This is a genomic window from Pseudomonas macauensis, assembly GCF_047902425.1.
GTDB lineage: Bacteria > Pseudomonadota > Gammaproteobacteria > Pseudomonadales > Pseudomonadaceae > Pseudomonas.
Map to the genome: position 1 here is coordinate 3,605,201 of NZ_CP138377.1, position 25,805 is coordinate 3,631,005.

A 25,805-nucleotide genomic window follows, 5' to 3' on the forward strand; every position below is an offset into this window, starting at 1 on the left:
ATGAACACAATCCCTCTCGAACACGGACTGGCACTCGCCGGTGTGCTGTTCTGCTTCGGCCTGGTAGGCCTGATGGTACGACGCAACATCCTGTTCGTACTGATGAGCCTGGAAGTGATGATGAACGCCGCCGCGCTGGCCTTCGTGGTCGCCGGTAGCCGCTGGGCCCAGCCCGACGGCCAGGTGATGTTCATCCTGGTGCTCAGCCTGGCCGCGGCCGAGGCGAGCATCGGCCTGGCGATCCTGCTCCAGCTGTATCGCCGCTTCCATACCCTCGATATCGACGCTGCAAGCGAGATGCGCGGATGAACCTGCTGCCCCTTACATTCCTGTTCCCCCTGGTCGGCTTCCTGCTGCTGTCTTTCTCCCGCGGCAAGTGGTCGGAAAACTTCTCGGCACTGGTGGGTGTCGGCTCCGTGGGCCTGGCCGCCCTCTCCGCCTTCTGGGCGATCTGGAGCTTCCACAGCAACCCGCCCGAAGGTGGTGCCTACAGCCTGGTGCTGTGGCAGTGGATGAGCGTTGGTGACTTCAAGACCAACTTCACCCTGTACCTGGACGGCCTGTCGGTCACCATGCTCGGCGTGGTCACCGGCGTCGGCTTCCTGATCCACCTGTTCGCCTCCTGGTACATGCGTGGCGAAGCCGGCTATTCGCGCTTCTTCGCCTACACCAACCTGTTCATCGCCAGCATGCTGTTCCTGGTGCTCGGCGATAACCTGCTGTTCGTGTACTTCGGCTGGGAAGGCGTGGGCCTGTGCTCCTACCTGCTGATCGGCTTCTACTTCAACCACGTGCCCAACGGCAACGCGGCCCTGAAGGCCTTCATCGTGACCCGCGTGGGTGACGTGTTCTTCGCCATCGGCATGTTCATCCTGTTCCAGCACCTGGGCACGCTGAACATCCAGGAGCTGCTGGTCCTGGCTCCGCAGCACTTCGCCAAGGGCGACCTGTGGGTCAACCTGGCGGCCCTGATGCTGCTCGGCGGCGCCGTCGGCAAATCGGCCCAGCTGCCGCTGCAGACCTGGCTGGCCGATGCGATGGCCGGCCCGACTCCGGTCTCCGCGCTGATCCACGCCGCCACCATGGTGACCGCGGGCGTCTACCTGATCGCCCGCTGCCACGGCCTGTTCGAGCTGGCTCCGAACGTCCTGGAGCTGGTCGGCATCGTCGGCGCCGTGACCCTGGTGCTGGCTGGCTTCGCCGCCCTGGTGCAGACCGACATCAAGCGCATCCTCGCCTACTCGACCATGAGCCAGATCGGCTACATGTTCCTGGCCCTGGGCGTTGGCGCCTGGGGTGGCGCGATCTTCCACCTGATGACCCACGCCTTCTTCAAGGCCCTGCTGTTCCTTGCTTCGGGTGCTGTGATCGTCGCCTGCCACCACGAGCAGAACATCTTCAAGATGGGTGGTCTGTGGAAGAAGCTGCCGCTGGCCTATGCGAGCTTCGTGGTCGGTGGCGCCGCCCTGGCCGCCCTCCCCTTCCTGACCGCCGGCTTCTACTCCAAGGACGAAATCCTCTGGGAAGCCTTCGCCAGCGGTCACCAGAACCTGCTGATCGCCGGTCTGGTCGGTGCGTTCATGACCTCGCTGTACACCTTCCGCCTGATCTTCATCGCCTTCCACGGCGAAGCGAAGACCGAGGCGCACGCGGGCCACGGCATCAGCCACTGGCTGCCGCTGAGCGTACTGATCGTGCTGTCCACCTTCATCGGCGCGCTGATCACCCCGCCGCTGGCCGGCGTACTGCCGGAAAGCGCCGGTCACGCCGGTGGCGAAGCCAAGCACAGCCTGGAAATCGCCTCAGGTGCCATCGCCATCGCCGGCATCCTGCTGGCCGGCCTGCTGTTCCTTGGCAAGCGCCGCTTCGTCAGCGCCGTCGCCCAGAGCGCGCCGGGCCGCTTCTTCGGCACCTGGTGGTTCCATGCCTGGGGCTTCGACTGGGTGTACGACAAGCTGTTCGTGAAACCCTATCTGCTGATCTGCCGCCTGCTGGCCGCGGACCCGATCGACAAGTCGCTTGTCCTGGTCCCGCTCACCGCCCGCGGTGGTCACAAACTCCTCAGCCTCACCGAGAACGGCCGCCTGCGTTGGTACGCCGCTTCCCTGGTGGGTGGCGCCGCGCTGCTCCTCGGCGCGCTGCTGCTGGCTTAAAACTTCACGAATGAGATTGAGCCCGACATGATTCTGCCCTGGCTAATCCTGATCCCCTTCATCGGCGGCTTCCTTTGCTGGATCGCCGAGTACACCAGCAAGACCCTGCCCCGCTGGGTCGCGCTGGGGTCGATGACCCTCACCCTCGCCCTCAGCCTGTGGGTGTGGCACACCGGTGACTTCCAGCTGGCGCCCGCGCCGGGTGGCGAGCCGCAATGGACCCTCGAGTTCAAGCTGGCCTGGATCGAGCGCTTCGGTATCAGCGTGCACCTGGCGATGGACGGCCTGTCCCTGCTGATGGTCGCCCTGACCGGCCTGCTCGGCGTGCTGTCCGTGCTCTGCTCCTGGAACGAGATCCAGCGCCGCATCGGTTTCTTCCACCTGAACCTGCTGTGGATCCTGGGCGGTGTGATCGGCGTGTTCCTCGCCGTCGACCTTTTCCTGTTCTTCTTCTTCTGGGAAATGATGCTGGTGCCGATGTACTTCCTCATCGCGCTCTGGGGTCATAGCTCGGACGACGGCAAGAAGACCCGCATCTACGCCGCCACCAAGTTCTTCATCTTCACCCAGGCCAGCGGCCTGGTGATGCTGGTGGCGATCCTGGGCCTGGTGTTCGTGCACTACAACAGCACCGGCGTGCTGACCTTCAACTACGCCGACCTGCTCAAGACCCAGATGCCGGAGCACACCGAGTGGCTGCTGATGCTCGGCTTCTTCGTCGCCTTCGCGGTGAAGATGCCGGTGGTACCGGTGCACTCCTGGCTGCCGGACGCCCACGCCCAGGCGCCGACCGCCGGTTCCGTGGACCTGGCCGGCATCCTGCTGAAGACCGCCGCCTACGGCCTGATCCGCTTCGGCCTGCCGCTGTTCCCCAACGCTTCGGCGGAGTTCGCCCCGGTCGCCATGACCCTCGGTCTGATCGGCATCTTCTACGGCGCCTTCCTGTCGTTCGCACAGACCGACATCAAGCGCCTGGTGGCCTATTCCTCCGTGTCGCACATGGGCTTCGTCATCATCGGCATCTACTCGGGCAGCCCGCAGGCGATGCAGGGCGTGGTGATCCAGATGATCGCCCACGGCCTCTCCGCTGCCGCGCTCTTCATCCTGTGCGGCCAGCTGTACGAGCGCCTGCACACCCGTGACATGCGCAAGATGGGTGGCCTGTGGTCGCGCATCCCGTACCTGCCGGCCGTGGCCCTGTTCTTCGCCACCGCCTCGCTGGGCCTGCCGGGCACCGGTAACTTCGTCGGCGAATTCCTGATCCTGCTGGGCAGCTTCAAGGTCGTTCCGGTGATCACCGTGATCGCCACCTTCGGCCTGGTGTTCGGCTCGGTCTACTCGCTGATCATGATCCACCGCGCGTACTTCGGCCCATCCAAGTCCGAAGGTGCGATCGCCGGCCTGAACTTCCGTGAGCTCTTCATGGTACTGGGCCTCGCGGCGCTGCTGGTCCTGCTGGGTGTATACCCGCAGCCGGTCCTCGACACCTCCGCGGCAACCATGCACGGCGTCCAGCAATGGCTGGACGCTGCCCTCTCCACCCTGGCAGCACGGTAAGCGCGACATGACCTTCACGATCCAACACTTCATCGCGCTCCTGCCGCTGCTCATCACCAGCGCCACCCTGGTGGTGGTGATGCTTGCCGTGGCCTGGAAGCGTAACCACTCACTGACCGCTACCCTCTCGGTGATCGGTCTCAACCTCGCGTTGCTGTCGATCCTGCCGGTGCTGAAAGTCACCCCGATCGAAGTCACCCCGCTGATGCTGGTGGACAACTTCGCCTGCTTCTACATGGCGCTGATCCTGGTCGGCGCCCTGGCCTGCACCACGCTCGCCCATGCCTACATGGAGAGCTACCCGGGCAACCGCGAAGAACTTTACCTGCTCCTGCTGCTGTCCACCGCGGGCGGCCTGGTGCTGGTCAGCGCGCAGAACCTGGCCGGCCTGTTCATCGGCCTGGAACTGCTGTCGGTGCCGGTCTACGGCATGGTGGCCTACGCCTTCTTCAACAAGCGCACCCTGGAAGCGGGCATCAAGTACACCGTGCTGTCCGCCGCCGGTTCCGCCTTCCTGCTGTTCGGCATGGCCCTGCTCTACGCCGAATCCGGTAGCCTGGGCTTCTCGGCTATCGGCGCCTCGCTGGCCGAAGGCACCAGCCATGGTCCGCTGCTGTCCATCGGCGTCGGCATGATGGTCGTCGGCCTGGGCTTCAAGCTGTCGCTGGCGCCGTTCCACCTGTGGACCCCGGACGTCTATGAAGGCGCCCCGGCCCCGGTGGCCGCGTTCCTCGCCACCGCCAGCAAGGTCGCCGTGTTCGCCGTGCTGCTGCGCCTGTTCCAGATCGCTCCGGCGGCCCTGAACAACGGCCTGCTGCATGACGCCATCGCGGTCATCGCCATCGCCTCGATCCTGATCGGTAACCTGCTGGCGCTGACCCAGAGCAACATCAAGCGTCTGCTCGGCTACTCCTCCATCGCCCACTTCGGTTACCTGCTGATTGCCCTGGTGGCGAGCAAGGGCCTGGCCGTGGAAACCGTCGGCGTGTACCTGACCACCTACGTGGTCACCACCCTCGGCGCCTTCGGCGTGGTCACCCTGATGTCCACCCCGTACAGCGGCCGCGACGCCGATGCGCTGTTCGAGTACCGCGGCCTGTTCTGGCGCCGTCCGGTGCTGACCGCGGTGATGACCGTGATGATGCTGTCCCTGGCCGGCATCCCGCTGACCGCCGGCTTCATCGGCAAGTTCTACGTGGTCGCTACCGGCGTCGAAGCCCACCTGTGGTGGCTGGTCGGTGCCCTGGTACTGGGCAGCGCCATCGGCCTGTTCTACTACCTGCGCGTCATGGTGACCATGTTCCTGGTCGAGCCGAACATGAAGCGCCACGACGCTCCCCTGGACTGGGCCCAGCGCGCCGGCGGCATCATGCTGGTGGCCATCGCCCTGCTCGCCTTCTTCCTCGGCGTGTACCCGCAGCCGCTGCTGGACATCCTGCAGCACACGGGTCTGGCCATCGCCGGCTGAGATCGACAGGCATGAAAAACCCCGCTTCGGCGGGGTTTTTCTTTTGCGAACCAACCTGCTGGTTGACAGCGTGACAACACCGACTTAGATTTCGCCTCCCTTCCCGCCTGTGCTGCTGAGCGGAAAGACGTACAGCCCCCCGGTTTCCGGGCGGCCTGCTTTCGTCTACTCAAGTAGCACTGACATGAACAAACTTTCCCGGCTTCAAAAAGCCTTCCTGCGCAGCGGCATTCAAGTCGAACGCCAGCAGGACATCATTACGCTTACCCGTTCCACCGACAGCACATCAGCACGCGTTCTTCTTCCAGCGAGTTTTCCACTGGAAGAAAAGGCCGTACGCCAATTGCTGGACTTCGCCTCCGTGCAAGCACCCGATGCGGATGGCCACGTATGCAAGGCATGCGCAACACCTGACTTCCATCCCGGAAGCATCGCGCCAGTCGGTTCGATAGTGGCCAGCACCGAGGATTTCGTCATTCCCGCTGCCATTGGTACGGACATCAACTGTGGCATGCGCCTATTACGGACCGGCATCAGCCTGGAACAGGCCGAGTCCAACCGGCAGCGCCTGGTCGATCTGCTCACTCACTCTCTGCTACGCAACGGCCGCGATGTACCAATGAAGGTGCAAGCTTTCGAAGCACTCTTCGCCGAAGGACCAGGCCATTGCCTCGACCTCCTCAGCGAGGATGGCCTCTGGACCAATGCCGACCGCCCTCGCCTCTTCCGTGAGCTGAATAATTGCATCGGTCTACAAGAGTTCAGCGGTCAGCTACGGTACGCACCGGAAGCATTGCGTGACCGTAGACGAACGCTGATTCGCGATCCGAGTCTGGGCACCACCGGTTCGGGCAACCATTTCGTCGAGCTGCAACTGGTGGATCGAATCATCGATCGCAAGCAGGCCTACGCGTTGGGACTGAAGCCCAATGAATTGGTCATCATGATTCACAGCGGCTCCCGCGATGTTGGCTTCCATGTGGGGCAACGGTGGATGGATAGGGCACGGGACGCCTGGCCGAAAGGCCGACGCCACCCGGCATCGGGGCTCTACGCGCTGACCGGCGAGCTTGCAGGCGAGTACCTCGCAGCCATGGGAGTCGCGGCGCGATATGCCTGGCTGAATCGCGTCGTTCTCGCGGAACTGGTACGCAAGGTTCTGCGCGAAACCTTCCAGTCCGATGACAGCGCTCTGATAGTCGATGTACCGCATAACGTCGTACTGCAGGAACAGGGTCTGAACATCCACCGCAAAGGAGCGACTCCGGCCCGCGCCGGGGACCTGCTGCTGATTCCCGGTTCGATGGGCGACTACTCCTACCTGGCCAGCGGCCTGGGCAATCCGGACTGGCTATGGTCATGTAGCCATGGCGCCGGCCGCAGCCTGAGACGCCAAGCGGTTCGGGCGCTCAAGACCCCAGCCGATAGTGTACTGCCCTGGCATTGCGTGACCCTTCGCGAAGAGCGTCGTATCGAAGAAGCCCCCAGCGCATACAAGCCTGTCGGCCCGGTAATCGAGGCACAGGAAGAAGCTGGCCTTATCTCGCCTCTGGCACGCATGAGACCCTGGCTGACATTCAAGGCCTAAAGAACAAAAGCCCCGCTTCGGCGGGGCTTTTGCTTTATCAGGACGATACCGAAGTTTCCTCCCGCCCGGTGAACAGGTCCCACGAGGCGATGAACAGCGCTGCGATCAATGGGCCGATGACGAAACCGTTCAGCCCGAACAGCGACATGCCACCGAGGGTGGAGATCAGCACCACGTAGTCCGGCATCTTGGTGTCCTTGCCTACCAGGATAGGGCGCAGGATGTTGTCCACCAGACCGATCACCAGCACGCAGAACAGCGTCAGCACCACGCCCTGCCAGATCGCCCCGGTGAGCAGGAAGTAGGCGGCCACGGGCACCCAGATCAGCCCCGCACCGATGGCCGGCAGCAGCGAGAGGAACGCCATCAGCGTGCCCCACAGCAGTGAGCCCTGGATACCGAGGAACCAGAAGATCAGCCCTCCCAGCGCGCCCTGGGTCGCGGCCACGGCGATGTTGCCCTTCACCGTGGCGCGAATCACCGTGGTGAACTTGGTGAACAGGTGCTGCTTGTGCTCAACGCTCAGGGGCACCGCCTGCTTGATACGCCGCCCCAGTGCCGGTCCGTCGCGCAGGAGGAAGAACAGCAGGTAGAGCATGATGCCGAAGCTGATGACGAACTCGAAGGTGTTCTGGCCAATGCTGAAGGCTTTGGTGGCGACCAGTTGACTCGCCTGCATCGCCCCCGAAGAAAGCTTCTCCTGCAGGCTCGACAGGTCCGTCAGGTCGAAACGCTCCAGCCAGTGGTGGGCCCACCCCGGTAGCGCGGCGATCGCCTGCTGGAAGTAGGTGACGAAGTTCAGCTCGCCGGACTTCAGGCGCTGGTACACCATCGCCCCCTCCTGCACCAGCGCACCGGCGATGAAGGTGATCGGCAGGATCACGATCAACAGGCAGATCGTCAGCGATATCAGCGCCGCCAGGTTGTTGCGCCCGTTCAGGCGCACGCGCAGGCGGCGTTGCAGCGGGGCGAAGATGATCGCCAGAATGGTGCCCCAGAACACCGCGCCGTAGAACGGCAACAACAGCCAGGCGAAGGCGATGGTGACCACCGCCAGAAGGAGCAGGAACGTCCGGTATTCCAGTTTCGATTCGAGCATGAGCAGGTCCGGAAGGAGGGGGAAACCTGCCCATTAGTCAGCAGTTGGTCTGCCGAGTGCAACTTTTGCGGCGCGATTGCCGCCTTACAGCACCATCGCCGCCGCCCAGCCGAAGGCCAGCAGCGGCAGGTTGTAGTGCAGGAAGGTCGGCACTACGGTGTCCCAGATATGGTTGTGCTGGCCGTCCACGTTGAGACCCGAGGTCGGGCCCAGGGTGGAGTCCGACGCCGGCGAACCCGCATCTCCCAGCGCGCCGGCGGTACCGACGATACTGACGATGGCCAGCGGGCTGAAGCCCAGTTGCACTGCCAGCGGGACGAAGATCGCCGCGATGATCGGCACCGTGGAGAAGGACGAGCCGATGCCCATGGTCACCAGCAGCCCCACCAGCAGCATGAGGAATGCGCCCCAGGCCTTGCTGTGGCCGATCCAGGCGGCAGCCGCCTCGACCAGGGTGGCGACCTGTCCGGTTGCCTTCATCACCTCGGCGAAACCGGCGGCGGCGATCATGATGAAACCGATCATGGCCATCATCTTCATGCCCTCGGTGAACAGGTCGTCCGCCTCCTTCCAACGCACCACGCCGGACAGGGAGAACACCAGGAACCCCACCAGCGCGCCGAGGATCATCGAATCCAGCCACAGTTGCACGACGAACGCCGCCACTACCGCCACCCCGGCCACCGCCAGGCTCATCGGGCTGTAGGGGGTGCTGACCCGCTCAGCCTGCTCGATACGCTCCAGGTCATAGCTGCGCTTGCGCCGGTAGCTGAACAGCACCGCGATCAGCAGGCCGCAGACCATACCCAGGGCCGGGATGAGCATGGCCCGGCTGACGTCCACACCACTGACATCCACGCCGCTGCGTGCGACGTTGGCCAGCAGGATCTCGTTGAGGAAGATGTTGCCGAAGCCCACCGGCAGGAACATGTAGGGTGTGATCAGGCCGAAGGTGATCACGCAGGCGATCAGCCGACGGTCGATCTGCAGGCGGGTCAATACGTAGAGCAGCGGCGGCACCAGCAGCGGGATGAAGGCGATGTGGATCGGCAGCAGGTTCTGCGAGGAGATCGCCACCAGCAGCAGAAGCCCGATCAGCAGCCACTTGAAGCCAGCCGGTGCCCCGTCTTCGTGCCGTCCGAGCATCGCCAGCGCACGGTCGGCGAGCGCATGGGCCATGCCCGAGCGCGCGATGGCTACGGCGAAGGCACCCAGCATCGCGTAGGACAGCGCCACCGTCGCACCACCACCCAGGCCGGCGTTGAACGCCTTGAGCGTTCCCTCCATGCCCAGGCCGCCAAGCAGCCCGCCCGTCACCGCGCCGGCGATCAGCGCCACCACCACATGCACGCGACACAGGCTCAGCACCAGCATCAGGCCAACGGCGATCAGCACCGCATTCATCTCATCTCTCCTTCACAACCGGGCCCACTGGGTCTTGGGCGGGCAAAAGGCGCGTACTCTGCCGAACCTCACCCGGCCTGTCAAAAAGCCTGTTTAATCAAAGTCTTTCGGATAGCAGACGGCGCAATTTCGACAGGAATTTCGCCTTGGCGAGCACACTTTTTGCTGAGAAAACGCTGCCCTTGGAACAGGCACACCAGAATCGCCTGTTTTTTGGCGTTTCCTCCTGCCATCGATCAAGAAGGGGCGAAAAAGGCCGATAACCCGGCAGCCCCGAGTTTTCCTGCTCAAGGACATGACCATGCTTTTCCGCCGCCTTTCCATCCAATGGAAGATCACGCTGCTCGCTGGCCTCTGCCTGCTCGGCGTGGTGTCGCTGTTGTCCGGCCTTTCCGTGTTCCGCACCCAGCACAGCACCGCGCTGGTCAAGGAGTCCAGCGCGCGCATGCTTGACGAAGCCGCCCAGGCCCGCCTGCGCTCGCGCGGTGAAGTCCAGGCGATGCGCATCCAGCGCTACATCATGGACGCCTACCAGTACGGCAAGGGCTTCTCGCGGCAGGTGATGTTCCTGCGCGACCAGGCACAGAAGCGCTTCCTCGATGCCTATGACCTGCGCGAGGATCTCACCCGCCAGGTGAAGACCGCCCTCGAAGGCAACCCCGAACTGCTGGGGCTCTACGTAGCCTTCGAACCCAACGCACTGGACGGCAAGGACCAGCTGTTCGCCGGCCAGGCAGAGATCGGCAGCAACGACGCCGGGCGCTTCTCCCTCTACTGGTCGCAGGCCACGCCGGGCCAGCTCGAATCAGAGGCAACGAACGAAGCCATGCTCGCCGACACCACTCCCGGCCCGAGCGGCGCGCCCTACAACGCCTGGTTCACCTGCCCCAAGACCACCGGCCAGCCCTGCGTGCTCGACCCTTACTTCGACGAGGCCGGCGGCCACAAGCTGCTGATGACCAGCATTGCCTTCCCCCTGGAACTGGACGGCAAGATCGTCGGCGTGATGGGCCTGGACATCAGCCTGGAAAAGCTCCAGGAGATCAGCCGCCAGGGTAGCCAGGAGCTGTATGACGGCCAGGGCAAGGTCAGCATCATCAGCGCCGCCGGCCTGCTTGCCGGGCACAGCGCCGACGCCAGCCTACTGGGCAAGAAGCTGCAGGAGATCTATCCGCAGCAAGGCGCGCAGCTGTTGCAGTCCATTGCCAGCAACCATGAGCAGGTGCTGCGCCAGGACGCTCAACTGCGCGTCATCGAACCGCTGCAACCGATTCCCGGCTCCAAACCCTGGGCTGTCCTCCTCGAGGTGCCGGAGCAGACACTGCTCGGTCCGGCCATCACCCTGCAGCAGCAGCTCGACGAGCAGCGCACCCAGGGCACCCTCTCCCAGCTCGGCTTCGGCCTGATCGCCGTGCTGATCGGCCTCTTCGCCATGTGGCTCACCGCCCGTGGGGTGACCCGGCCGATCCTCAAGGTCGCCGCCATGCTGCGCAACATCGCCAGCGGCGAAGGCGACCTGACCAAGCGCCTGGACTACACCGGCAAGGACGAACTGGGCGAGCTGGCCGGCTGGTTCAACCGCTTCCTCGACAAGCTGCAGCCGATCATCCGCGACGTGAAATCCTCGGTGCAGGATGCCCGCGCCACTGCCGACCAGTCCTCGGAAATCGCCAGCCAGACCAGCGCCGGCATGCAGCAGCAGTTCCGTGAAGTCGACCAGGTCGCCACCGCTTCCCAGGAAATGAGCGCCACCGCCCACGACGTCGCCAACAGCGCCGCCATGGCCGCCGACGCTGCCCGCGGTGCCGACGGTGCGACCCGCGATGGCTTGAGCGTCATCGACAACACCACCCGCCTGATCGACGAGCTGGCCAGCGACATGAGCAGCGCCATGAGCCAGGTCGAAGGCCTGGCGGCGAGCAGCGAGCAGATCGGCTCGGTGCTGGAGGTGATCCGCGGCATCGCCGAGCAGACCAACCTGCTGGCCCTCAACGCGGCCATCGAAGCGGCTCGTGCCGGTGAGGCAGGACGCGGTTTCGCGGTGGTCGCCGACGAGGTGCGCAACCTGGCCCGGCGCACCCAGGACTCGGTGGAGGAAATCCGCCAGGTCATCGAAGGCCTGCAGAACGGCACCCGCGACGTGGTCGGTGCGATGAGCAACAGCCATCGCCAGGCGCAGGACAGCGTGAGTCAGGTCGAGCAGGCCGTGGCTGCGCTCAAGCGCATCGGCGAGGCGGTGAGCGTGATCACCGACATGAACCTGCAGATCGCCAGCGCCGCCGAGGAACAGAGCGCGGTGGCCGAGGAGATCAACCGCAACGTGGCGGGGATTCGTGACGTCACCGAGTCGCTGTCCAGCCAGGCGCAGGAATCGGCGCAGGTGAGCCAGTCGCTGAACAAGCTGGCCAACCATCAGCAGGGGCTGATGGATCAGTTCCGGGTTTGACGACCGGAGCCAGGCGAAAAGCCCCTCTCCCTAGCCCTCTCCCTGAAGGGAGAGGGAACCGTTCGGCGCGCTCTGACAATACTGTGCTCGCCGGTGCACGACGTACGTCGCATCACGCCATATAGCACCCTCTCCCTTCGGAGCGGGGCGCGCAGTCAGGGTTAGGGAGAGCGCAGGTCCCCGCGCAGGACTTCACGTAGGAGCAACTGTCTTGTCCCGGCTGAATCTGTGCCAGGGCTTTCCCCCTCACCCCAGCCCTCTCCCTCAGGGAGAGGGAGCCAGATCGTGCCGGCTGACAGAGTAGTTTCATCCTGCACCGGACGGTCCCCTCTCCCCCTGGGAGAGGGTTAGGGTGAGGGCCAACCCGAGCGCAGATGCATCTCGTAGGAGCGGAGCTTCTCCGCGAAATCCCGGCGCAGCCGGGACAATCGTTAGCCGGCCTGGCGGCCGGCAAGGCCGGCGCCAGATCAGGTTCGCGAGCAAGCTCGCTCCTACAGGGAAACACCGGCGCTTCTCTGTAGGAGCGAGCTTGCTTGCGAACCGCACGGCACAAAGCCCAATCGCGGACAGAGTCCACTCCTACGGAAGCCGTCTCACACCGCGCGGCGCGGTAACTCGACCACCACCCGCAATCCACCGAGCTCGCTACCTTCCAGCCTCAGGTTGCCGCCACACGCCGCCGCAATATCCCGCGCGATGCCCAACCCCAGGCCATGCCCTGCGACCTGTTCGTCCAGCCGCGTGCCACGCTCCAGCACACTTTCGCGCTGATCCTCGGCAATGCCGGGACCGTCATCATCCACGCTCAGCAGATAGCTGTCGGCGCCCTTCTCAACCGTTAGCCGGACCTGGGCATCCGCCCACTTGCAGGCGTTATCCAGCAGGTTGCCGAGCATCTCCAGCAGGTCCTCGCGATCGAACGGCAAGCGCAGGCCTGGCGACGCCTTCCACTCGATACCCAGGTGTTCGCCATGGATCAGCCTGAGCATCTCGCACAGACTGGGCAATTCCGCATCACAGTCGAAATGCGCGCCGGGCAGCGCTTCGCCTACCAGGCGCGCGCGGCCCAACTCCCGGGCCAGGCGTTGCTCGATCTGCTCCAGTTGCTCCTGCAGCACGCGGCGCAACTCCGGGTGCTCGCGCACTTCATCGCGCTCGGCGAGGCTGATCAGCACCGCCAGGGGAGTCTTCAAGGCATGTCCGAGGTTGCCCAGCGCGTTGCGCGAGCGGCGCAGGGTATCTTCGGTGTGCTGCAGCAGGTGGTTGACCTGATCCACCAGCGGCTCCAGCTCCCGTGGCACCTGCCGGTCCAGCTGACTGCGCTGCCCTTCCTGCAACTGCGCGATCTGCTGGCGCACACGCTCCAGCGGACGCAAGGCACGGCGGACGGTGAAGCCCTGGAAGACCAGGATCAGCAGCAGCGCCACGCCACCGGCTGCCAGGCCGACGTTGCGCAGACGTTTGAAGCTCTTGAGGAGCGGCGTGTAATCCTGCGCCACGACGATCTTCAACTGCTTGCCATAGCGTTTGTAGTCGCCGCGATAGACCAGCAATCGCTGCCCCTCCGGACCTTTCTCCAGCGCTCGGACCAGGCCCTTGTGCTCAGGCAGGTCCAGCTCCCGGTCCCACAGCGAACGGGAACGCCAAGTAACGTCATCGAAACGGATTACGAAATAGCGCCCGGAGAACAGGCGTTCATAGGCAGCGTCCACCCGCTGGTCATCCAGTTGCAGGCCGGCCGGGCCGCGCATGATGCCCACCAGCAGGCTTTCCGCCTCGTCCTGCAGGCCCTCGGCGAGATAGCGGCGCAGGCCCTGGTCGAACAACCAGAGCCCGGTCTGCGCCAGTACCAGACCGATCACCACCAGCACCACGCCGAGCCCGAGGCCGAGCCGGCGCTGGATCGACATCAACGGGCGGCTCCGCCGGCGGTGCCGGTGAAGCGGTAGCCCTGTCCGCGACGGGTCTCGATGATCTCCCGGCCGAGCTTGCGGCGCAGGTGATTGATGTGCACCTCGATGACGTTGGAATCGCGCTCGGTCTCGCCGTCATAGAGGTGCTCGGCAAGGTGGGATTTCGACAGCAACTGGCCGGGGTGCAGCATGAAATAGCGCAACAGGCGGAACTCGGCGGACGTCAGGTCGACATCCTTGCCGCCCTGCTGCACGCACTGCCGTGCCTCGTCCAGCGTCAGACCCGCCACTTCCAGCTGGCTCTGGTTGGCCAGCCCACGGGCTCGGCGCAGAAGCGCCTGGATGCGCAGCAGCAGCTCTTCGGGATGGAACGGCTTGGTGAGGTAGTCGTCGGCGCCGGCCTTCAGGCCGTCGATACGCTCGGCCCAGGAGCCCCGCGCAGTGAGGATCAGCACCGGCGTTGCCAACCCCATGCCGCGCCATTCGCGCAGCACGTCCAGCCCCGGACGCCCCGGCAGGCCAAGGTCAAGGATGATCAGGTCATAGGGCTCGCTGGCGCCCTGCACGGCGGCGTCGCGGCCGTCGGCCAGCCAGTCGACGGCGTAGCCCTGGCGCGTCAGGGTGGCCAGCAGCTCATCGGCCAGGGGGACGTGGTCTTCCACCAGCAACAGGCGCATCAGTCGTCTTCCTTATCCTTGAGGATGCGACCATTGCGGGCATCCAGTTCCAGTTCACGCACTACGCCATCGACGGTGAGCAGCTCCACCTCGTAAATATAGGTGTCGTGCTCCTTCTCCAGCTCGGCCTCCAGCAGCTTGGAGCCGGGATAGAGCCCCTGGGCGATGGGCAGAATTTCCTCGAACGGGCGGATCACCCCTTCACGGCTCAGCCGCAGGGCCTCGTCCTGGCTCAGGTCATGGGCCTGCGCGACACCGGCCGACAGGGCGAGCGCGATGGCCAGCAGGGCCGCGCGCGGCAAATCGATCTTCATCAGTCGTCCTGGCGATCCTTGATGATTGCACCGCTCACCGCATCGAGTTCGACATCCCATTTCACGCCCTGTGCGTCCTTGAGATCGACCTTGTAGAGGTAGCGGCCATGTTCCAGCTCAAGCTCGCTATCGTACACTGATCCGCCCGGATGCTTGCTCAGGGCAGTCTGGTTGAGGGCTTCGAAATCGCGAATGGTGCCGGCATCGCGCAGGCGCAGTGCCTCGTCCGGACCGATGTCGTGGGCCATCGCCGCGGCAGCCCCAAGCAGCAGCGCAGTGGCGGCAGTCAGAAGAACCAGCGGTTTCATGGGTAACACCTCGTCTGAATTGGCATGTTCCTCAGACTAAGGTGAAGGACTTAATTCAAGCTGAATCGGCAAGGATCATTCACCTGGTGAAGTCTCCTTGCTCCGCGCCTACAGGCTCTATAATCGCCGCCTGCACCCGCGAGGCTCCGCATGACTGCCATCCAGATCAAGACCCCTGCCCTCATCCTCAAGGCCGGCACCCGTGCCCTCAAGCGCATCCGCGAACAGGGCCTCGCCCCGGCCGACGTCGGCATCCTGCCTGGCGCCGCTGGCGGCCCGAAGGCGCTGGGCATCCAGGGCCTGGACCTGGCGCTGTTCGGCGAATGGCTGCCGCGCGCCCCGCGCGAGCGCTCGCTGATCGGCGCCTCCATCGGCTCCTGGCGCTTCGCCAGCGCCTGCCTGCCGGACCCGGCCGAAGGCATCCGCCGCCTTGGCGAGCTCTATACCCAGCAACGCTTCGCCCGTAACGCGAGCATCAGCGACGTCTCGAAAAGCTGCGCGAAGATGCTCGACGACCTGCTCGACGGCCGCGACGCCAGCGTACTCGACAACCCCTGGTACCGCCTCAACGTGGTAGTGGTGAAAAGCCATGGCCGCCTCGCCCAGGACGGCAAGGCCAGCCTCGGTATGGGGCTGGGCGCGGTGATCCGCGACAACCTGGTGGGCCGCCGTCATCTGCACCGGCACTTCGAGCGGCTGATCATCCACGACTCGCGCCGGGCGCCACCGCTGGAGCCGCTGTCGGACTTTCCCTCGCGCTACCTGCACCTGGACCTGGCCAACCTGCGCCACGCCCTGCTCGCTTCCGGATCGATCCCGATGGTGATGGAAGGCGTGCGCGACATTCCCGGCGCCGGCCCCGGCACCTACCGCGACGGCGGTCTGCTCGACTATCACCTCGACCTGCCCTACCTGCCCGAAGGCGTGGTGCTTTATCCGCATTTCACCGACAAGGTGATCCCCGGCTGGTTCGACAAGGGTCTGCCCTGGCGCCGTGGCGACGCCGGCCGCCTGCAGGACGTGCTGCTGCTGGCGCCGTCGAAGGAGTACCTGGCGCGCCTGCCGCACAACAAGCTGCCGGACCGCAAGGACTTCCACCGCTACCTGGGCGACGACGCCGGCCGCGAGCGCTACTGGCACAAGGCGATGGATGAAAGCCGGCGGATGGGCGACGAGTTCCTTGAGCTGGTAGACAGCGGCCGACTGGGTGAACGCCTGCTGCCGCTGACATAATCGGCAGGACCCACCGACTCGACAGGGACTCACCATGCGCCGTCTACCTTCGTTCTTTCTCGCCGCACTCATGCTGGCCTGCACGGGCGCGCACGCCGCCGTCGATGCCAAGGCACAACGGGAAATCACCCAACTGCTGGATTTCGTCGAGCACAGCGACTGCCGCTTCATCCGCAACGGCAGCGAGTACCCGGGCAGCGAGGCCCGCGCGCATCTGCAGAAGAAGCTCGATTACCTGGAAAACAAGGACCTGGTGAGCAGCGCCGAAGACTTCATCGAACGCGCCGCCAGCAAGAGCAGCATGAGCGGCAAGCCCTACCAGGTCCACTGCCCAGGCGGCACGCAGGACACCGCCACCTGGTTGAACACCGAGCTCAAGCGCCTGCGCCAGGGGCAGTGAGTCCCACGGGGAGCCAGATCAACCCGGCTGCCCATCCACCCGCGGCTGCCAGAACATCGGCCCGTAGTGCCAGGCAAACAGCAGGAAGGCCACCACCCAGCAGGCCGCGGCCAGGCTCAGGCCCTGCATGGGCAGCCACAGCACCAGCACGACCCGGCACAGCACGCCCAGGTTCAGCAGCGCAAACGCCCAGGCCATGACCTTCGGCGGCTGCAGCGGACGCCCCGTGTGACCGAGGCTGACACGGGCGATCATCGCCAGGATCAGGCCGCCAACACCCCCGACCGTCAACGCGTGAATCGGCAGGCTGAGGGCAATCGGCGCACCGAAGTTCCATACCGCCATGCCCGCCGGGGCCAGCAGCATCCACAGATAGGCCAGGTGCAGCGACCACAGCAGCGGCACGCCCCAGATGCCCTTGTCCCGCCAGCGCCACAGGCGAATCAGGTGGCCCACGGCGAGCACCGCGAACAACGCGCCCAACAGCGGATGTGGCGCCAGACCGAAGCCAGCCGCCGTCAGCACGGCCACCAGCATCGTGCCGGCCAGCAGCAGATTGTCCAGCCAGGGCCAGGCCGGCACCTGTGCGGTACGGCCCAGGCCACGCTGGGTGAAGAAAGGAATGACGCGTCCGCCGATCAAGCCCATCAGCGCCGCCACCAGCCAGAGCGCTGCCAGCACCCCGCCGCGCTGCCAGTCATCACGGCCGCCCCAGAGGCCCAGCATCACTTGCGCATCAGCCAGCGTGAGCAGCGTCAGCACCGCGATCACCGGGTAGTTGCGCACCTGCTTCACCTGCCACAGGCTGCGCCCGACGAAAAACGCCAGCGCCGGCAGGAAGGCCAGCTCCAGAGGCGTGACCAGCCATAGCGGCGCACCGCCGAGCCAACCCAGCCGCGCCGCCAGCCAGATGGCGGCGAGGATCATCAGCGGGCGTCCGCTGACACCGGGCCGGCCGGTCCAGGTCTGCACGGCGGTCAGCAGAAAGCCGGCGATGATGGCGCTGGCGAAGCCGAAGAGCATTTCATGGCGGTGCCAGGCCAACCAGCCGCCCAGCGGCTCCCAGTCCGGCAGTAGGCCCAGCAGCACCGCCGCCCAGGCCGCGATGCCGACCAGCGCGAACAACGCGCCGCCGAGGAAGAATGGACGAAAACCCAGGCGCCACAGCGCCGGAATGGCCAACAGGGCCTTTCGATCAACCAGCAACACAGCATGCCTCCCAGCCTTCCTTGCGCATCTGATGCTGGGCGATGAGCCGCAACACATAGCCCAGCTTCAGCAATGTAGGACCGAGGATGGTGAGCGCGTGGGACGCGACTATCGCCAGCAGCGACAGCCCGGCATCGATGACATAGGCACCGGTGATACCCACCAGCAACAGCGCAAACCCGCTGCCGAGCAGCGTCGACGAGATCGCCAGGTTCCGTCTGGGGCAAGCGAAAAGACCGTCCATCACACACCTCCTCGGTTGAACCGACCCGCGAACGGGCCGGGTATTTCAGCTTCAGGCCTCCAGCGCGCTGGCCGGGCCGAAGAACTCGTAGTGGGTCTGCTGCTCGGGCACGCCGAGCTCGCGCAGATGACGCTTCACCTGGGCCATGAAGGGCTTGGGCCCGAGGAAATAGGCATCCAGATCGCGATTGGCCGGCAGCCACTGGCCCAGCAGATCGCGGCTGAGGAAGCCCTCGGCGTGCGCCTCGTCCTGCTCCCGCGGCTCGCTGTAGCAGAAGTAATGCAGCAGGTGCGGATGGGCTTCGGACTGCGCCTCGATCCAGTCGCGGAACGCATGCACGCCGCCATGACGGGCGCAGTGGATGAAATGCACCTCGCGCCCGCTGTCCAGGGCCTGCCTGAGCATCGCCAGCGTCGGCGTAATGCCCACGCCAGCGGTGATCAGCACCAACGGCTTGTCGCCATCACGCAGGAAGAAGTCGCCGGCCGGCGGGAACAGCTCGATCTCATCCCCCACCTTCATCTCGTCGTGCAGGTGGTTGGAGACCTTGCCTTCCGCCTCGCGCTTCACGCTGATGCGGTACTCGCGGCCATTGGGCGCATCGGAGAGCGAATAGGTGCGGCGTACTTCCTCGCCGTCCAGCTCCAGGCGCAGGCCGATGTACTGGCCGGGCTGGAAGTCCAGCAGCGCACCATCGTCCGCCGGCTGGAAGTAGAAGGAAGTGATCTCCTCGCTCTCGACCTCCTTGCGGGCGATACGGAAGCGCCGCGCACCACGCCAACCGCCGGGCTGTTCCGCGTTCTGCTGGTACACCGACTCCTCGGCACCGATCAGGATCTCGGCCAGTTGGCCATAGGCGGCGGCCCAGGCATCGATCACCGCCTGGGTGGCGATTTCCTCGCCCAGCACCTCGCGGATTGCCCGCAGCAGGCAGCTGCCGACGATCGGGTAATGCTCCGGCAGGATCTGCAGCGCGGCATGCTTGTTGACGATCTTCGCCACCAGCGGGCCGAGCTGCTCCAATTCGTCGATGTGGCGGGCGTACATCAGGACACCGTTGGCCAGGGCGCGAGGCTGGTCGCCGGACGCCTGGTGCGCCTGGTTGAACAGCGGGCGTACCTCGGGGTATTCGCTCAGCATCATCTTGTAGAAGTGCTGGGTCAGGGCCTCGCCGCCGGTCTCCAGCAGCGGGACGGTGGCCTTGACCAGGGTACGGTGTTCGTTGGACAGCATCGGTATCTCCTCGGGTTGGCCAGGTAGAGAGTGGTCTGCCTGTGCTTTCTGCCAGAGACGTTTCAGAAAACGTGCCAACCCTGCAGCCCAGTATTTCCGGGACCTTTGAGAATTATTGAGTCATAATGACCCATATCGTCACGAGTCATAATGACTCCAATGAGGTCAAAATGACCCGAAACCCCTTGCTGGCCACCCTGCTTCCGCTGGTCGCCGACCTCTCCCGCGAGCTGCCTGACAGCGAACGCTATCGACGCCTGCTGGAGGCGCTGCGCCAATTGCTACCCTGCGATGCCACCGCCCTGCTGCGCCTGGAAGGCGACCAACTGGTGCCGCTGGCAGTCGACGGGCTCAGCCCCGACACCCTCGGCCGCCGCTTCAAGATCAATGAGCACCCGCGCCTGCGCGCCCTCCTCGAACACCCCGGCCCGACCCGCTTCGCCGCCGACTGCGGCCTGCCGGACCCTTACGACGGCCTGGTGGAAGGCCTGCACGGCCACCTGGAGGTGCACGACTGCCTGGGTTGCCCGCTGTTCCTCGACGAGCAGCCCTGGGGTCTGCTGACCCTCGACGCGCTCGACCCGGAGCGTTTCTCCACGGGCGACCTGGACAACCTGGAAGCCTTCGCCAGCCTCGCCGCCGCCACGGTGAAAGCCAGCCAGCGCATGCTCGACCTCGCCCTGCGCGCTGAGCACGAGCAACAGCGTGCCGATGCCTACCAGCGCGCCTCCGGCGACCAGCCGCGGGAGCTGATCGGCCAGAGCAAGGCGCACCAGGCGCTGATGAACGAAATCCAGCTGGTGGCCGGCAGCGACCTGAGCGTGCTGATCACCGGCGAGACCGGCGTGGGCAAGGAACTGGTGGCGCAGTCGATCCACGCCAACTCCCTGCGCCACGAGCAGCCACTGGTCAGCCTGAACTGCGCGGCGCTGCCGGAAACCCTGGTGGAAAGCGAGCTGTTCGGTCACGTACGCGGCGCCTTCTCCGGCGCGGTGGGCGAGCGGCGCGGCAAGTTCGAGCTGGCCGATGGCGGCACCCTGTTCCTCGACGAGGTGGGCGAGCTGCCATTGGCGATCCAGGCCAAGCTGCTGCGCGTGCTGCAGAGCGGACAACTGCAGCGTGTGGGCTCGGACCGCGAACACCACGTCGACGTGCGCCTGATCGCCGCCACCAACCGCGACCTCGCCGAAGAGGTGCGTGCCGGGCGCTTCCGCGCCGACCTCTATCATCGCCTGAGCGTCTACCCCTTGCGGGTGCCGCCATTGCGCGAGCGCAGCAACGACGTGCTGCTGCTGGCCGGCTACTTCCTCGAAGAAAACCGCCCACGCCTGGGACTGCGCAGCCTGCGCCTGACCCGCGAGGCCCAGGCCGCCCTGCTCGACTATGGCTGGCCGGGCAATGTGCGCGAGCTGGAACACCTGATCGGGCGCGCGTCGCTCAAGGCGCTGGCGAACCATCCGCAGCGCTCGCGCATCCTCAGCCTCGGCCTGAACGACCTCGGGCTGGAACAGCAGAAGCAGTCGCCCCCCGGCGATTCCACCATCTCCGACAGCAACCCGGAGGCCAGTCCGGAGGGCGAACTGCGCCCGGCAGTCGATGCCTTCCAGCGGCGCATGATCAACCACAGCCTGGAACGCCATGACGGCAACTGGGCAGCCGTCGCACGCGAGCTGGGACTGGATCGCGCCAACCTCAATCGCCTGGCGAAACGGCTGGCGATCCGGTGAGCCACTGGCCGGAACGTCCGGCCCTGGTTACAGGTTGGTGATAGACTAGGTGCCCATTTTCCGGCCGGCCCGTCTCCGGGCCGGCGATCGTCATAGAGCGCACCACCGTGGAATTGTTCAAAGAGTTCACCTTCGAAGCCGCCCACCGCCTACCCCACGTCCCCGCCGGGCATCAGTGCGGCCGCCTGCATGGCCACTCCTTCCGGGCCGCCATCTACATCGAGGGTGAGGTCGACCCGTACACCGGCTGGATTCGCGACTTCGCCGAGATCAAGCAGATCTTCAAGCCGATCTACGACCAGCTCGACCACAACTACCTGAACGAGATTCCGGGGCTGGAAAACCCCACCAGCGAAAACCTCTGCCGCTGGATCTGGCAACAGCTCAAGCCGTTGCTGCCGGAGCTGTCCAAGGTGCGGGTGCATGAGACCTGCACCAGCGGTTGCGAGTATCGCGGGGACTGAACTGCTGGCACGACGCCGAATGTGTAGGAGCGAGCGCGTTCCGTGCGAGACGCAAAGTCACCCGGCAAAAAGCCAAAGGCCCCTTTCGGGGCCTTTGTCGTTTCTGCTCTCAGCGCGAAGCTTTGCGGCGCAACGCCGAGGGGCTGAAGTTGGAGTCATCCGGGGCCGGCTGGCTGAAGTCGGCGGTGCCGGGTTCTTCGTTGTCCAGCCACTGGATGCTGTAGCGATGGGCCTGGAGGTCGTGGAAGGTATCCAGCGCAGTCCACACCATCGGCTGCTCGTAGAAGCTCTTCAGGTAGGCCTGGGACACGCGCCACAGCTCGCCACGGCCGTCGTACTGGTCCACCACGGCGGCACCCCAGCTGTCCTCGTCGAGGTAGAGGGTACGCCGCGAGTAGATGTGCCGCGCGCCAGGCTTGAGCTTGCCGTCCACCACCCAGACGCGGTGCAGTTCGTAGCGGGTGTACTTGGGATTGATGTGGCCGGGAGTGAGCAGGTCCTTGTACTTCACCTCGGGGCTGGTCACCTGGTAGTTGTTGTAGGGGATGTAGATTTCCTTCTTGCCCACCAGGGTCCAGTCGTAGCGGTCCGGCGCACCGTTGTACATGTCGGTGTCATCGGCGGTACGCAGGCCATCGGAGTCTTCGATGGGGGTGTCGTAGGCGAGGGTCGGCGCCCGACGCACGCGACGCTGGCCGGGGTTGTAGCCCCAGGCCTGGCGCGGTTCCTTGACCTGGTCGAGGGTCTCCTGCACCAGCGCGCCATTACCGGCCAGGCGCGCCGGGGCGGTAGTGAAGGTCATGTAGTAGAACAGCGTGTTGCCGAGCTTGTCGGCGCTGCCCTTGGGGTCGTAGAAGCGGAACAGCGCCTCGTCCTGGGAGGTCACCAGCGAGTAGGCGCCGTTGCGCTGCACGCCGGCCTGGGAGGAACGCCGCACGATGTAGGTGCCGCGATAGCGGGCGATGTGGTTCCACACCGCCTCCACGCCGCTCTGCGGGATGGGGAACGGCACGCCGCCGTAGGCGTCGGAGAAGCCGTTGCCACCTTCCACCAGCTTGGCGCTGGTGGCGTTCTTGAAGATGTTGTCGTAGATCCATTGCGGCGCCGAACCGGTGCGATGGGTCGGATACACCGGCATCTGGAAGCTGTCCGGGTAGGCGTTGAAAAGTGCGATCTGCCCCGCCGTCAGGTTGGCCTTGTACTGGTCCAGATTGGCCTTGGTGATGACGAACTGCGGCTTCTCCCCGGCGAAGGGATCGACATGGTGCGTGCCCGGCCCCTTGTAGCCGGCCGGCGCGGAGGTCAGGCCGCCGGTCCAGGCGGGAATGGTGCCGGCGGCGTTGCCGGCCTTCTCCGCGCCCATCGGAGTGAGACTGCTCTTGAGCTTGGCCGCCTGGTCCGCCGAAACCGCGGCACGCGCATCGGTCACGGCCAGTGCCGCCAGGGTGGCAAGGACGATCAGGGAACTCTTCTTGTACATGGTTCTCTCCGGATCAGAACGAGTATTTCGCCGTGACCGAGACGTTGTCCCGGTCACGCATGGAGTTGCTGGAGCCGGCCCCGTAGTAGCTGGTGTACTGGGTACCGACCTCGAAGGTGTTCAGGTAGCTGGCGTCGATGCCGAGGGTGTAGGCCTTGCGCCCCTCGATGAAGTTGCCGGTGCGGTCGGAGTTGCCACTGAAATCCTCCTGGTAGACGACGTAGGGCGAGAGCTTCACCCCAGCGTAGACATCGTTCCAGCTGCCGGTGAGCAGCAGGGTGTAGCCGTAGCTGTCACGGTCGATCTGCACGTCGTCGTCGGCACCGCCGACGTAGGCCTTGTCCTGGGCGCCGACGAACTTGCGCTCGCTGCCATCCCAGGCGGTGTACTTCAGGCTGCTGCCACGGATGTGCTCGGAGGCCACTTCGGCCACCCCGGTCATGGAGTCGAAGGACAGGTGCGGGCCGAAGTTGTAGATGGTCGACAGCGAGATGTTGTAGGTCTCGGCCCGCTCGTAGTTCTCGAACAGCTCGCCACGGCACAGCTGCTTGCCGGCCACCGGCGCACAGGCCTGGCCGGCGGGGACGTTGGCGTCGAACAGGTTGGTCTGGCCGAGCACGCCCTGAGTCAGCAGGTCGCCGAGCAGGTCGTCGGTGGCGGAGATGCTGATGGGCATGTTCGGCCGGTAGGCGATCTCGCCGGACACCGATGCATCCCCCAGGGTGGTGTTGAAGCTGAAGCCGTACATGCGGATGTCTTCGACGTAGTCGCGGCGCGCCTCGGCGTTGCTGGCCATGTCCAGCGTCGACAGGCCGGGCACCGCCTCGCCCAGGCCCAGCGGGCCGAGCAGCGAGTTCAGGGCGGCGACATCGACCCCCTGGTAGTTGCGCAGGTCGACGGCGATCTGCGGTTCCTTGGAGTGATAGTTGACGAAATAGAAGCCGAACTCGGTCGAGTTCAGCTCTTCGGCGATGTAGCGGAAGGCCACACCGAACTGGCCGTCGTCACGGGCATCGATGTCCTTGCCGACGTTGGCGACCTTGAAGGTGCCAGTGTTCGGGTCGAGGAAGGCATTGGGGCCGTGGGGACCATTGCCCAGCAGGCCAAGGGACGCCACGGTCGGGTAACCGGCCAGCAGCTCCTTGATCAGCGGGTTGTCCTCGGTGGTGTAAGCGGTGTTGCCGCCGTCGCTGAACAGGTCGGTGTCGGAGAAGTAGGTGCCCACCGAGTCCAGGCGGGTTTCCTTCCACTTCCACTGGTAGAAGGTCTCCATCGACAGGTCGTCGGTCAGGCCGAAGTTGAGGCTCAGGGCCTCCGTCGGCACCAGCACCTCCTTGAGCTCCGAGCCCGGCAGGTGGAAACGCGCGGCGTCCACCGGGTTGATGGTGTTGACCCCACCCCGGTAGAACACGCCCTCGCCCCAGTTCAGCACCTGGCGGCCGACACGGGCGGTGAGCGGGTGCTCGGCGATGTCCCAGCTGCCGGACAGGTAGGCGTCAAGCAATTCGGCCTTGCGGCCGGCGATGTGCCGGGTGTCTTCGGTGAAGTGATCGTCCTGGGGATACGACTGGCTGGGCCGCACCACGCCATCGGTGGTGTCGTAGTAGTCGTTGCGCTTGTCCATGATCTGCGTGTCGTAGTACGCGGTGCCACGCATGAACAGGCCGTAGTTCTGGTATTTGGCCGACAGGTCGGAAGTGAGTTTGAACACCTGGGAGACCAGCCCGGTGTCGAAGTTGCGGTTGCCGTCGTCGGCGTTGATGTCCGAGATGTTGCTCTTGTCGCGGCCCTGCACGCGCCACATCGCGCCGTAGGACAGGGTGCTGTCCAGAGAGCCGGTGACCTCGTTGTCGGCGAGCTTGAACTCCAGGGCCTGCGCCGAACCCGCCACCAGCAGCGGCAAGAGTCCCATCACCGCGCCTGCACGCCGGGGCGCCCAGAAAATGGACGAACGTCCCCCCATCTGACTGCTCATAGACAGCATTACCTCCTTGACGGCCAAGATTTATTGCCCGGTCGTTGCAACCGGTGCTGTTCTTATTCGTTTCTCGGCTGCTGATTGCCCGGCTCCTGCCGGACCATCACGCAGTAACTCGCCTGCTGAAGCGCTTGCGGGCGCTCGGGGTACCCCTGTCGATTCTGTCTGCACGCTCAATTTGGCACTATCGTGCAGGCAAAGTAACAAACTGTGTCCCGCCTGCCAATCCGAAGGATGCAATCCGTCTTTTTTCGTACGCAAAGAAAAGCCCGGCCTATAGCCGGGCTTTTTCTTACAGCGTGACTTACTCGACGGTGAAGGTCTTTTCCGCCAACAGGCGATCGCCCTGGAACACCATGAAGCGCCACTGCCCCTGTACCACCTCGTGGTTCTCGGTGAACTGGTAGGCCATCACGTCGGTCGGCGCGCCGACCACCAGTTTCTGCACCACCTCGAACTTGTCGTGGCGTTGGCCATCCGGCGTGACCACGCCGGGAGTGAAATACAGCAGGGTCAGCGGGGCGTCGCCTTCCTGCTTGCCGCTGAGCTGGTAGCGCAGGCCGAACTTGGTGCCCAGCTTGGCCGGTACGCGGGTGGTGGACTCGAGCTGCTCCTGGCTGCTGGTCAGCACGCGCTCGCCCGGCTGGTAATCCTTGTAGTTGCTGACGAAGACGCCGTACTCGACCGGGCCGGTGACACGGACTTCGGCAAAGGCCGAGGACGCGAAGGCGGAAACCAGGGTGAGGGCCAGGGCCGCTGGCAGGCGGGAAATGGACATGTCGCGCTCCTTGTTGGGGACCGCGCGAGGCTATGACATCGGCGTGACAGGCTGATGACAAGCAGAGTGCTGACGCGAATCGGGTCGGGCCGGCAGCGAGCGTCTATCATGCCCAGATCAGACCTGTTGGAA

The 25,805-nt window shown here is 65.1% G+C and carries 21 protein-coding genes and 2 pseudogenes; 11 read left to right on the top strand and 12 right to left on the bottom strand.

The window, feature by feature from the left end:
• From nuoK to SD196_RS16485, 5 genes are all read left to right on the top strand, one after another.
• Entirely contained in the window at window positions 1-309 is a 309-nt protein-coding gene (nuoK, locus tag SD196_RS16465) for an NADH-quinone oxidoreductase subunit NuoK (protein WP_024765121.1), read from the top strand.
• Window positions 306-2,153, top strand: a complete 1,848-nt coding sequence (gene nuoL / locus SD196_RS16470; RefSeq protein WP_275611420.1) for an NADH-quinone oxidoreductase subunit L — start codon at window positions 306-308, stop codon at window positions 2,151-2,153. Before nuoK ends, nuoL begins: the two co-directional genes overlap by 4 nt.
• A 27-nt stretch (window positions 2,154-2,180) precedes the next feature.
• Entirely contained in the window at window positions 2,181-3,710 is a 1,530-nt protein-coding gene (gene nuoM, locus SD196_RS16475; RefSeq protein ID WP_275611419.1) for an NADH-quinone oxidoreductase subunit M, read from the top strand.
• A gap of 7 nt (window positions 3,711-3,717) precedes the next feature.
• The gene (gene nuoN / locus SD196_RS16480) at window positions 3,718-5,178 is read left to right on the top strand and encodes an NADH-quinone oxidoreductase subunit NuoN (RefSeq protein WP_275611418.1); all 1,461 of its coding nucleotides are present in this window, start codon (window positions 3,718-3,720) and stop codon (window positions 5,176-5,178) included.
• A gap of 184 nt (window positions 5,179-5,362) precedes the next feature.
• A complete protein-coding gene (locus SD196_RS16485) occupies window positions 5,363-6,766 on the top strand; it encodes an RtcB family protein (protein ID WP_343573326.1) in 1,404 nt (467 codons plus the stop codon).
• A gap of 37 nt (window positions 6,767-6,803) precedes the next feature.
• Here the strand turns inward: SD196_RS16485 and SD196_RS16490 are convergent, their stop codons facing one another.
• Window positions 6,804-7,865 carry an AI-2E family transporter gene (locus tag SD196_RS16490; RefSeq protein ID WP_275611416.1) on the bottom strand — a complete coding sequence of 354 codons (1,062 nt, stop codon included), beginning with the start codon at window positions 7,863-7,865 and terminating at the stop codon, window positions 6,804-6,806.
• 84 nt (window positions 7,866-7,949) lie between these two features.
• Window positions 7,950-9,269, bottom strand: coding sequence for a Na+/H+ antiporter family protein (locus SD196_RS16495; protein ID WP_275611415.1), 1,320 nt, complete (start codon window positions 9,267-9,269; stop codon window positions 7,950-7,952).
• Window positions 9,270-9,831: 562 nt separating this feature from the next.
• On the opposite strand from SD196_RS16495, the pseudogene SD196_RS16500 reads away from it, so the two are divergent.
• Window positions 9,832-10,809: pseudogene (locus SD196_RS16500) on the top strand (chemotaxis protein); the annotation flags it as partial.
• Window positions 10,810-11,202: 393 nt separating this feature from the next.
• Window positions 11,203-11,715 (top strand): annotated as a pseudogene (locus tag SD196_RS16505) (methyl-accepting chemotaxis protein); the annotation flags it as partial.
• A gap of 593 nt (window positions 11,716-12,308) precedes the next feature.
• Here the strand turns inward: SD196_RS16505 and SD196_RS16510 are convergent.
• Genes SD196_RS16510 through SD196_RS16525 form a run of 4 tightly spaced genes read right to left on the bottom strand, consistent with a single transcriptional unit; the run spans window position 12,309 to window position 14,927 of the window.
• Entirely contained in the window at window positions 12,309-13,628 is a 1,320-nt protein-coding gene (locus tag SD196_RS16510; RefSeq protein WP_275611413.1) for a sensor histidine kinase, read from the bottom strand.
• Complete coding sequence (locus SD196_RS16515; RefSeq protein ID WP_275611412.1) at window positions 13,625-14,305, bottom strand: response regulator transcription factor; 681 nt, start codon at window positions 14,303-14,305, stop codon at window positions 13,625-13,627. The genes SD196_RS16510 and SD196_RS16515 overlap by 4 nt, the downstream gene beginning before the upstream one ends.
• Window positions 14,305-14,619, bottom strand: a complete 315-nt coding sequence (locus SD196_RS16520; RefSeq protein WP_275611411.1) for a PepSY domain-containing protein — start codon at window positions 14,617-14,619, stop codon at window positions 14,305-14,307. The genes SD196_RS16515 and SD196_RS16520 overlap by 1 nt, the downstream gene beginning before the upstream one ends.
• A complete protein-coding gene (locus SD196_RS16525) occupies window positions 14,619-14,927 on the bottom strand; it encodes a PepSY domain-containing protein (RefSeq protein WP_275611410.1) in 309 nt (102 codons plus the stop codon). Before SD196_RS16525 ends, SD196_RS16520 begins: the two co-directional genes overlap by 1 nt.
• Before the next feature lie 150 nt (window positions 14,928-15,077).
• On the opposite strand from SD196_RS16525, the gene SD196_RS16530 reads away from it, so the two are divergent.
• Window positions 15,078-16,160: a patatin-like phospholipase family protein gene (locus SD196_RS16530; RefSeq protein ID WP_416310431.1), complete on the top strand. Its 1,083-nt coding sequence runs from the start codon at window positions 15,078-15,080 to the stop codon at window positions 16,158-16,160.
• Between the two features lie 34 nt (window positions 16,161-16,194).
• Entirely contained in the window at window positions 16,195-16,560 is a 366-nt protein-coding gene (locus tag SD196_RS16535) for a DUF5329 domain-containing protein (RefSeq protein WP_416310432.1), read from the top strand.
• 18 nt (window positions 16,561-16,578) lie between these two features.
• Here the strand turns inward: SD196_RS16535 and SD196_RS16540 are convergent, their stop codons facing one another.
• From SD196_RS16540 to hmpA, 3 genes are read right to left on the bottom strand one after another with little or no spacing between them, the layout of a single operon-like run.
• Window positions 16,579-17,769, bottom strand: coding sequence for an NnrS family protein (locus SD196_RS16540; protein ID WP_343573316.1), 1,191 nt, complete (start codon window positions 17,767-17,769; stop codon window positions 16,579-16,581).
• On the bottom strand, window positions 17,756-18,013 hold the full coding sequence (locus SD196_RS16545; RefSeq protein ID WP_275611407.1) for a transmembrane sensor/regulator PpyR: 258 nt from the start codon (window positions 18,011-18,013) through the stop codon (window positions 17,756-17,758). Before SD196_RS16545 ends, SD196_RS16540 begins: the two co-directional genes overlap by 14 nt.
• A gap of 51 nt (window positions 18,014-18,064) precedes the next feature.
• Window positions 18,065-19,246 (bottom strand): NO-inducible flavohemoprotein, encoded by a 1,182-nt coding sequence (gene hmpA / locus SD196_RS16550; protein ID WP_275611406.1) that lies wholly within the window; start codon window positions 19,244-19,246, stop codon window positions 18,065-18,067.
• 170 nt (window positions 19,247-19,416) lie between these two features.
• Here hmpA and norR point away from each other — a divergent pair, with 170 nt between their 5' ends.
• Window positions 19,417-20,973 (top strand): nitric oxide reductase transcriptional regulator NorR, encoded by a 1,557-nt coding sequence (gene norR, locus SD196_RS16555; protein ID WP_416310433.1) that lies wholly within the window; start codon window positions 19,417-19,419, stop codon window positions 20,971-20,973.
• 107 nt (window positions 20,974-21,080) lie between these two features.
• Entirely contained in the window at window positions 21,081-21,437 is a 357-nt protein-coding gene (gene queD / locus SD196_RS16560; RefSeq protein WP_275611404.1) for a 6-carboxytetrahydropterin synthase QueD, read from the top strand.
• Between the two features lie 109 nt (window positions 21,438-21,546).
• Here the strand turns inward: queD and SD196_RS16565 are convergent, their stop codons facing one another.
• The 3 genes from SD196_RS16565 to SD196_RS16575 form a co-directional block, all read right to left on the bottom strand.
• A complete protein-coding gene (locus SD196_RS16565) occupies window positions 21,547-22,917 on the bottom strand; it encodes a DUF1329 domain-containing protein (protein ID WP_343573309.1) in 1,371 nt (456 codons plus the stop codon).
• A 13-nt stretch (window positions 22,918-22,930) separates the two neighbouring features.
• On the bottom strand, window positions 22,931-24,880 hold the full coding sequence (locus SD196_RS16570; RefSeq protein WP_343573748.1) for a DUF1302 domain-containing protein: 1,950 nt from the start codon (window positions 24,878-24,880) through the stop codon (window positions 22,931-22,933).
• Between the two features lie 319 nt (window positions 24,881-25,199).
• Window positions 25,200-25,673, bottom strand: coding sequence for a DUF3859 domain-containing protein (locus SD196_RS16575; RefSeq protein WP_275611402.1), 474 nt, complete (start codon window positions 25,671-25,673; stop codon window positions 25,200-25,202).
• Window positions 25,674-25,805: the final 132 nt, after the last annotated feature.

Excerpts from the sequence above, each read along its gene's own strand:
- nuoK (WP_024765121.1), top strand. The coding sequence starts at position 1 with ATGAACACAATCCCTCTCGAACACGGACTGGCACTCGCCGGTGTGCTG.
- nuoL (WP_275611420.1), top strand. The coding sequence starts at position 306 with ATGAACCTGCTGCCCCTTACATTCCTGTTCCCCCTGGTCGGCTTCCTG.
- nuoM (WP_275611419.1), top strand. The coding sequence starts at position 2,181 with ATGATTCTGCCCTGGCTAATCCTGATCCCCTTCATCGGCGGCTTCCTT.
- nuoN (WP_275611418.1), top strand. The coding sequence starts at position 3,718 with ATGACCTTCACGATCCAACACTTCATCGCGCTCCTGCCGCTGCTCATC.
- SD196_RS16485 (WP_343573326.1), top strand. The coding sequence starts at position 5,363 with ATGAACAAACTTTCCCGGCTTCAAAAAGCCTTCCTGCGCAGCGGCATT.
- SD196_RS16490 (WP_275611416.1), bottom strand. The coding sequence starts at position 7,865 with ATGCTCGAATCGAAACTGGAATACCGGACGTTCCTGCTCCTTCTGGCG.
- SD196_RS16495 (WP_275611415.1), bottom strand. The coding sequence starts at position 9,269 with ATGAATGCGGTGCTGATCGCCGTTGGCCTGATGCTGGTGCTGAGCCTG.
- SD196_RS16515 (WP_275611412.1), bottom strand. The coding sequence starts at position 14,305 with ATGCGCCTGTTGCTGGTGGAAGACCACGTCCCCCTGGCCGATGAGCTG.
- SD196_RS16520 (WP_275611411.1), bottom strand. The coding sequence starts at position 14,619 with ATGAAGATCGATTTGCCGCGCGCGGCCCTGCTGGCCATCGCGCTCGCC.
- SD196_RS16525 (WP_275611410.1), bottom strand. The coding sequence starts at position 14,927 with ATGAAACCGCTGGTTCTTCTGACTGCCGCCACTGCGCTGCTGCTTGGG.
- SD196_RS16530 (WP_416310431.1), top strand. The coding sequence starts at position 15,078 with ATGACTGCCATCCAGATCAAGACCCCTGCCCTCATCCTCAAGGCCGGC.
- SD196_RS16535 (WP_416310432.1), top strand. The coding sequence starts at position 16,195 with ATGCGCCGTCTACCTTCGTTCTTTCTCGCCGCACTCATGCTGGCCTGC.
- SD196_RS16545 (WP_275611407.1), bottom strand. The coding sequence starts at position 18,013 with ATGGACGGTCTTTTCGCTTGCCCCAGACGGAACCTGGCGATCTCGTCG.
- hmpA (WP_275611406.1), bottom strand. The coding sequence starts at position 19,246 with ATGCTGTCCAACGAACACCGTACCCTGGTCAAGGCCACCGTCCCGCTG.
- norR (WP_416310433.1), top strand. The coding sequence starts at position 19,417 with ATGACCCGAAACCCCTTGCTGGCCACCCTGCTTCCGCTGGTCGCCGAC.
- SD196_RS16565 (WP_343573309.1), bottom strand. The coding sequence starts at position 22,917 with ATGTACAAGAAGAGTTCCCTGATCGTCCTTGCCACCCTGGCGGCACTG.
- SD196_RS16570 (WP_343573748.1), bottom strand. The coding sequence starts at position 24,880 with ATGGGGGGACGTTCGTCCATTTTCTGGGCGCCCCGGCGTGCAGGCGCG.
- SD196_RS16575 (WP_275611402.1), bottom strand. The coding sequence starts at position 25,673 with ATGTCCATTTCCCGCCTGCCAGCGGCCCTGGCCCTCACCCTGGTTTCC.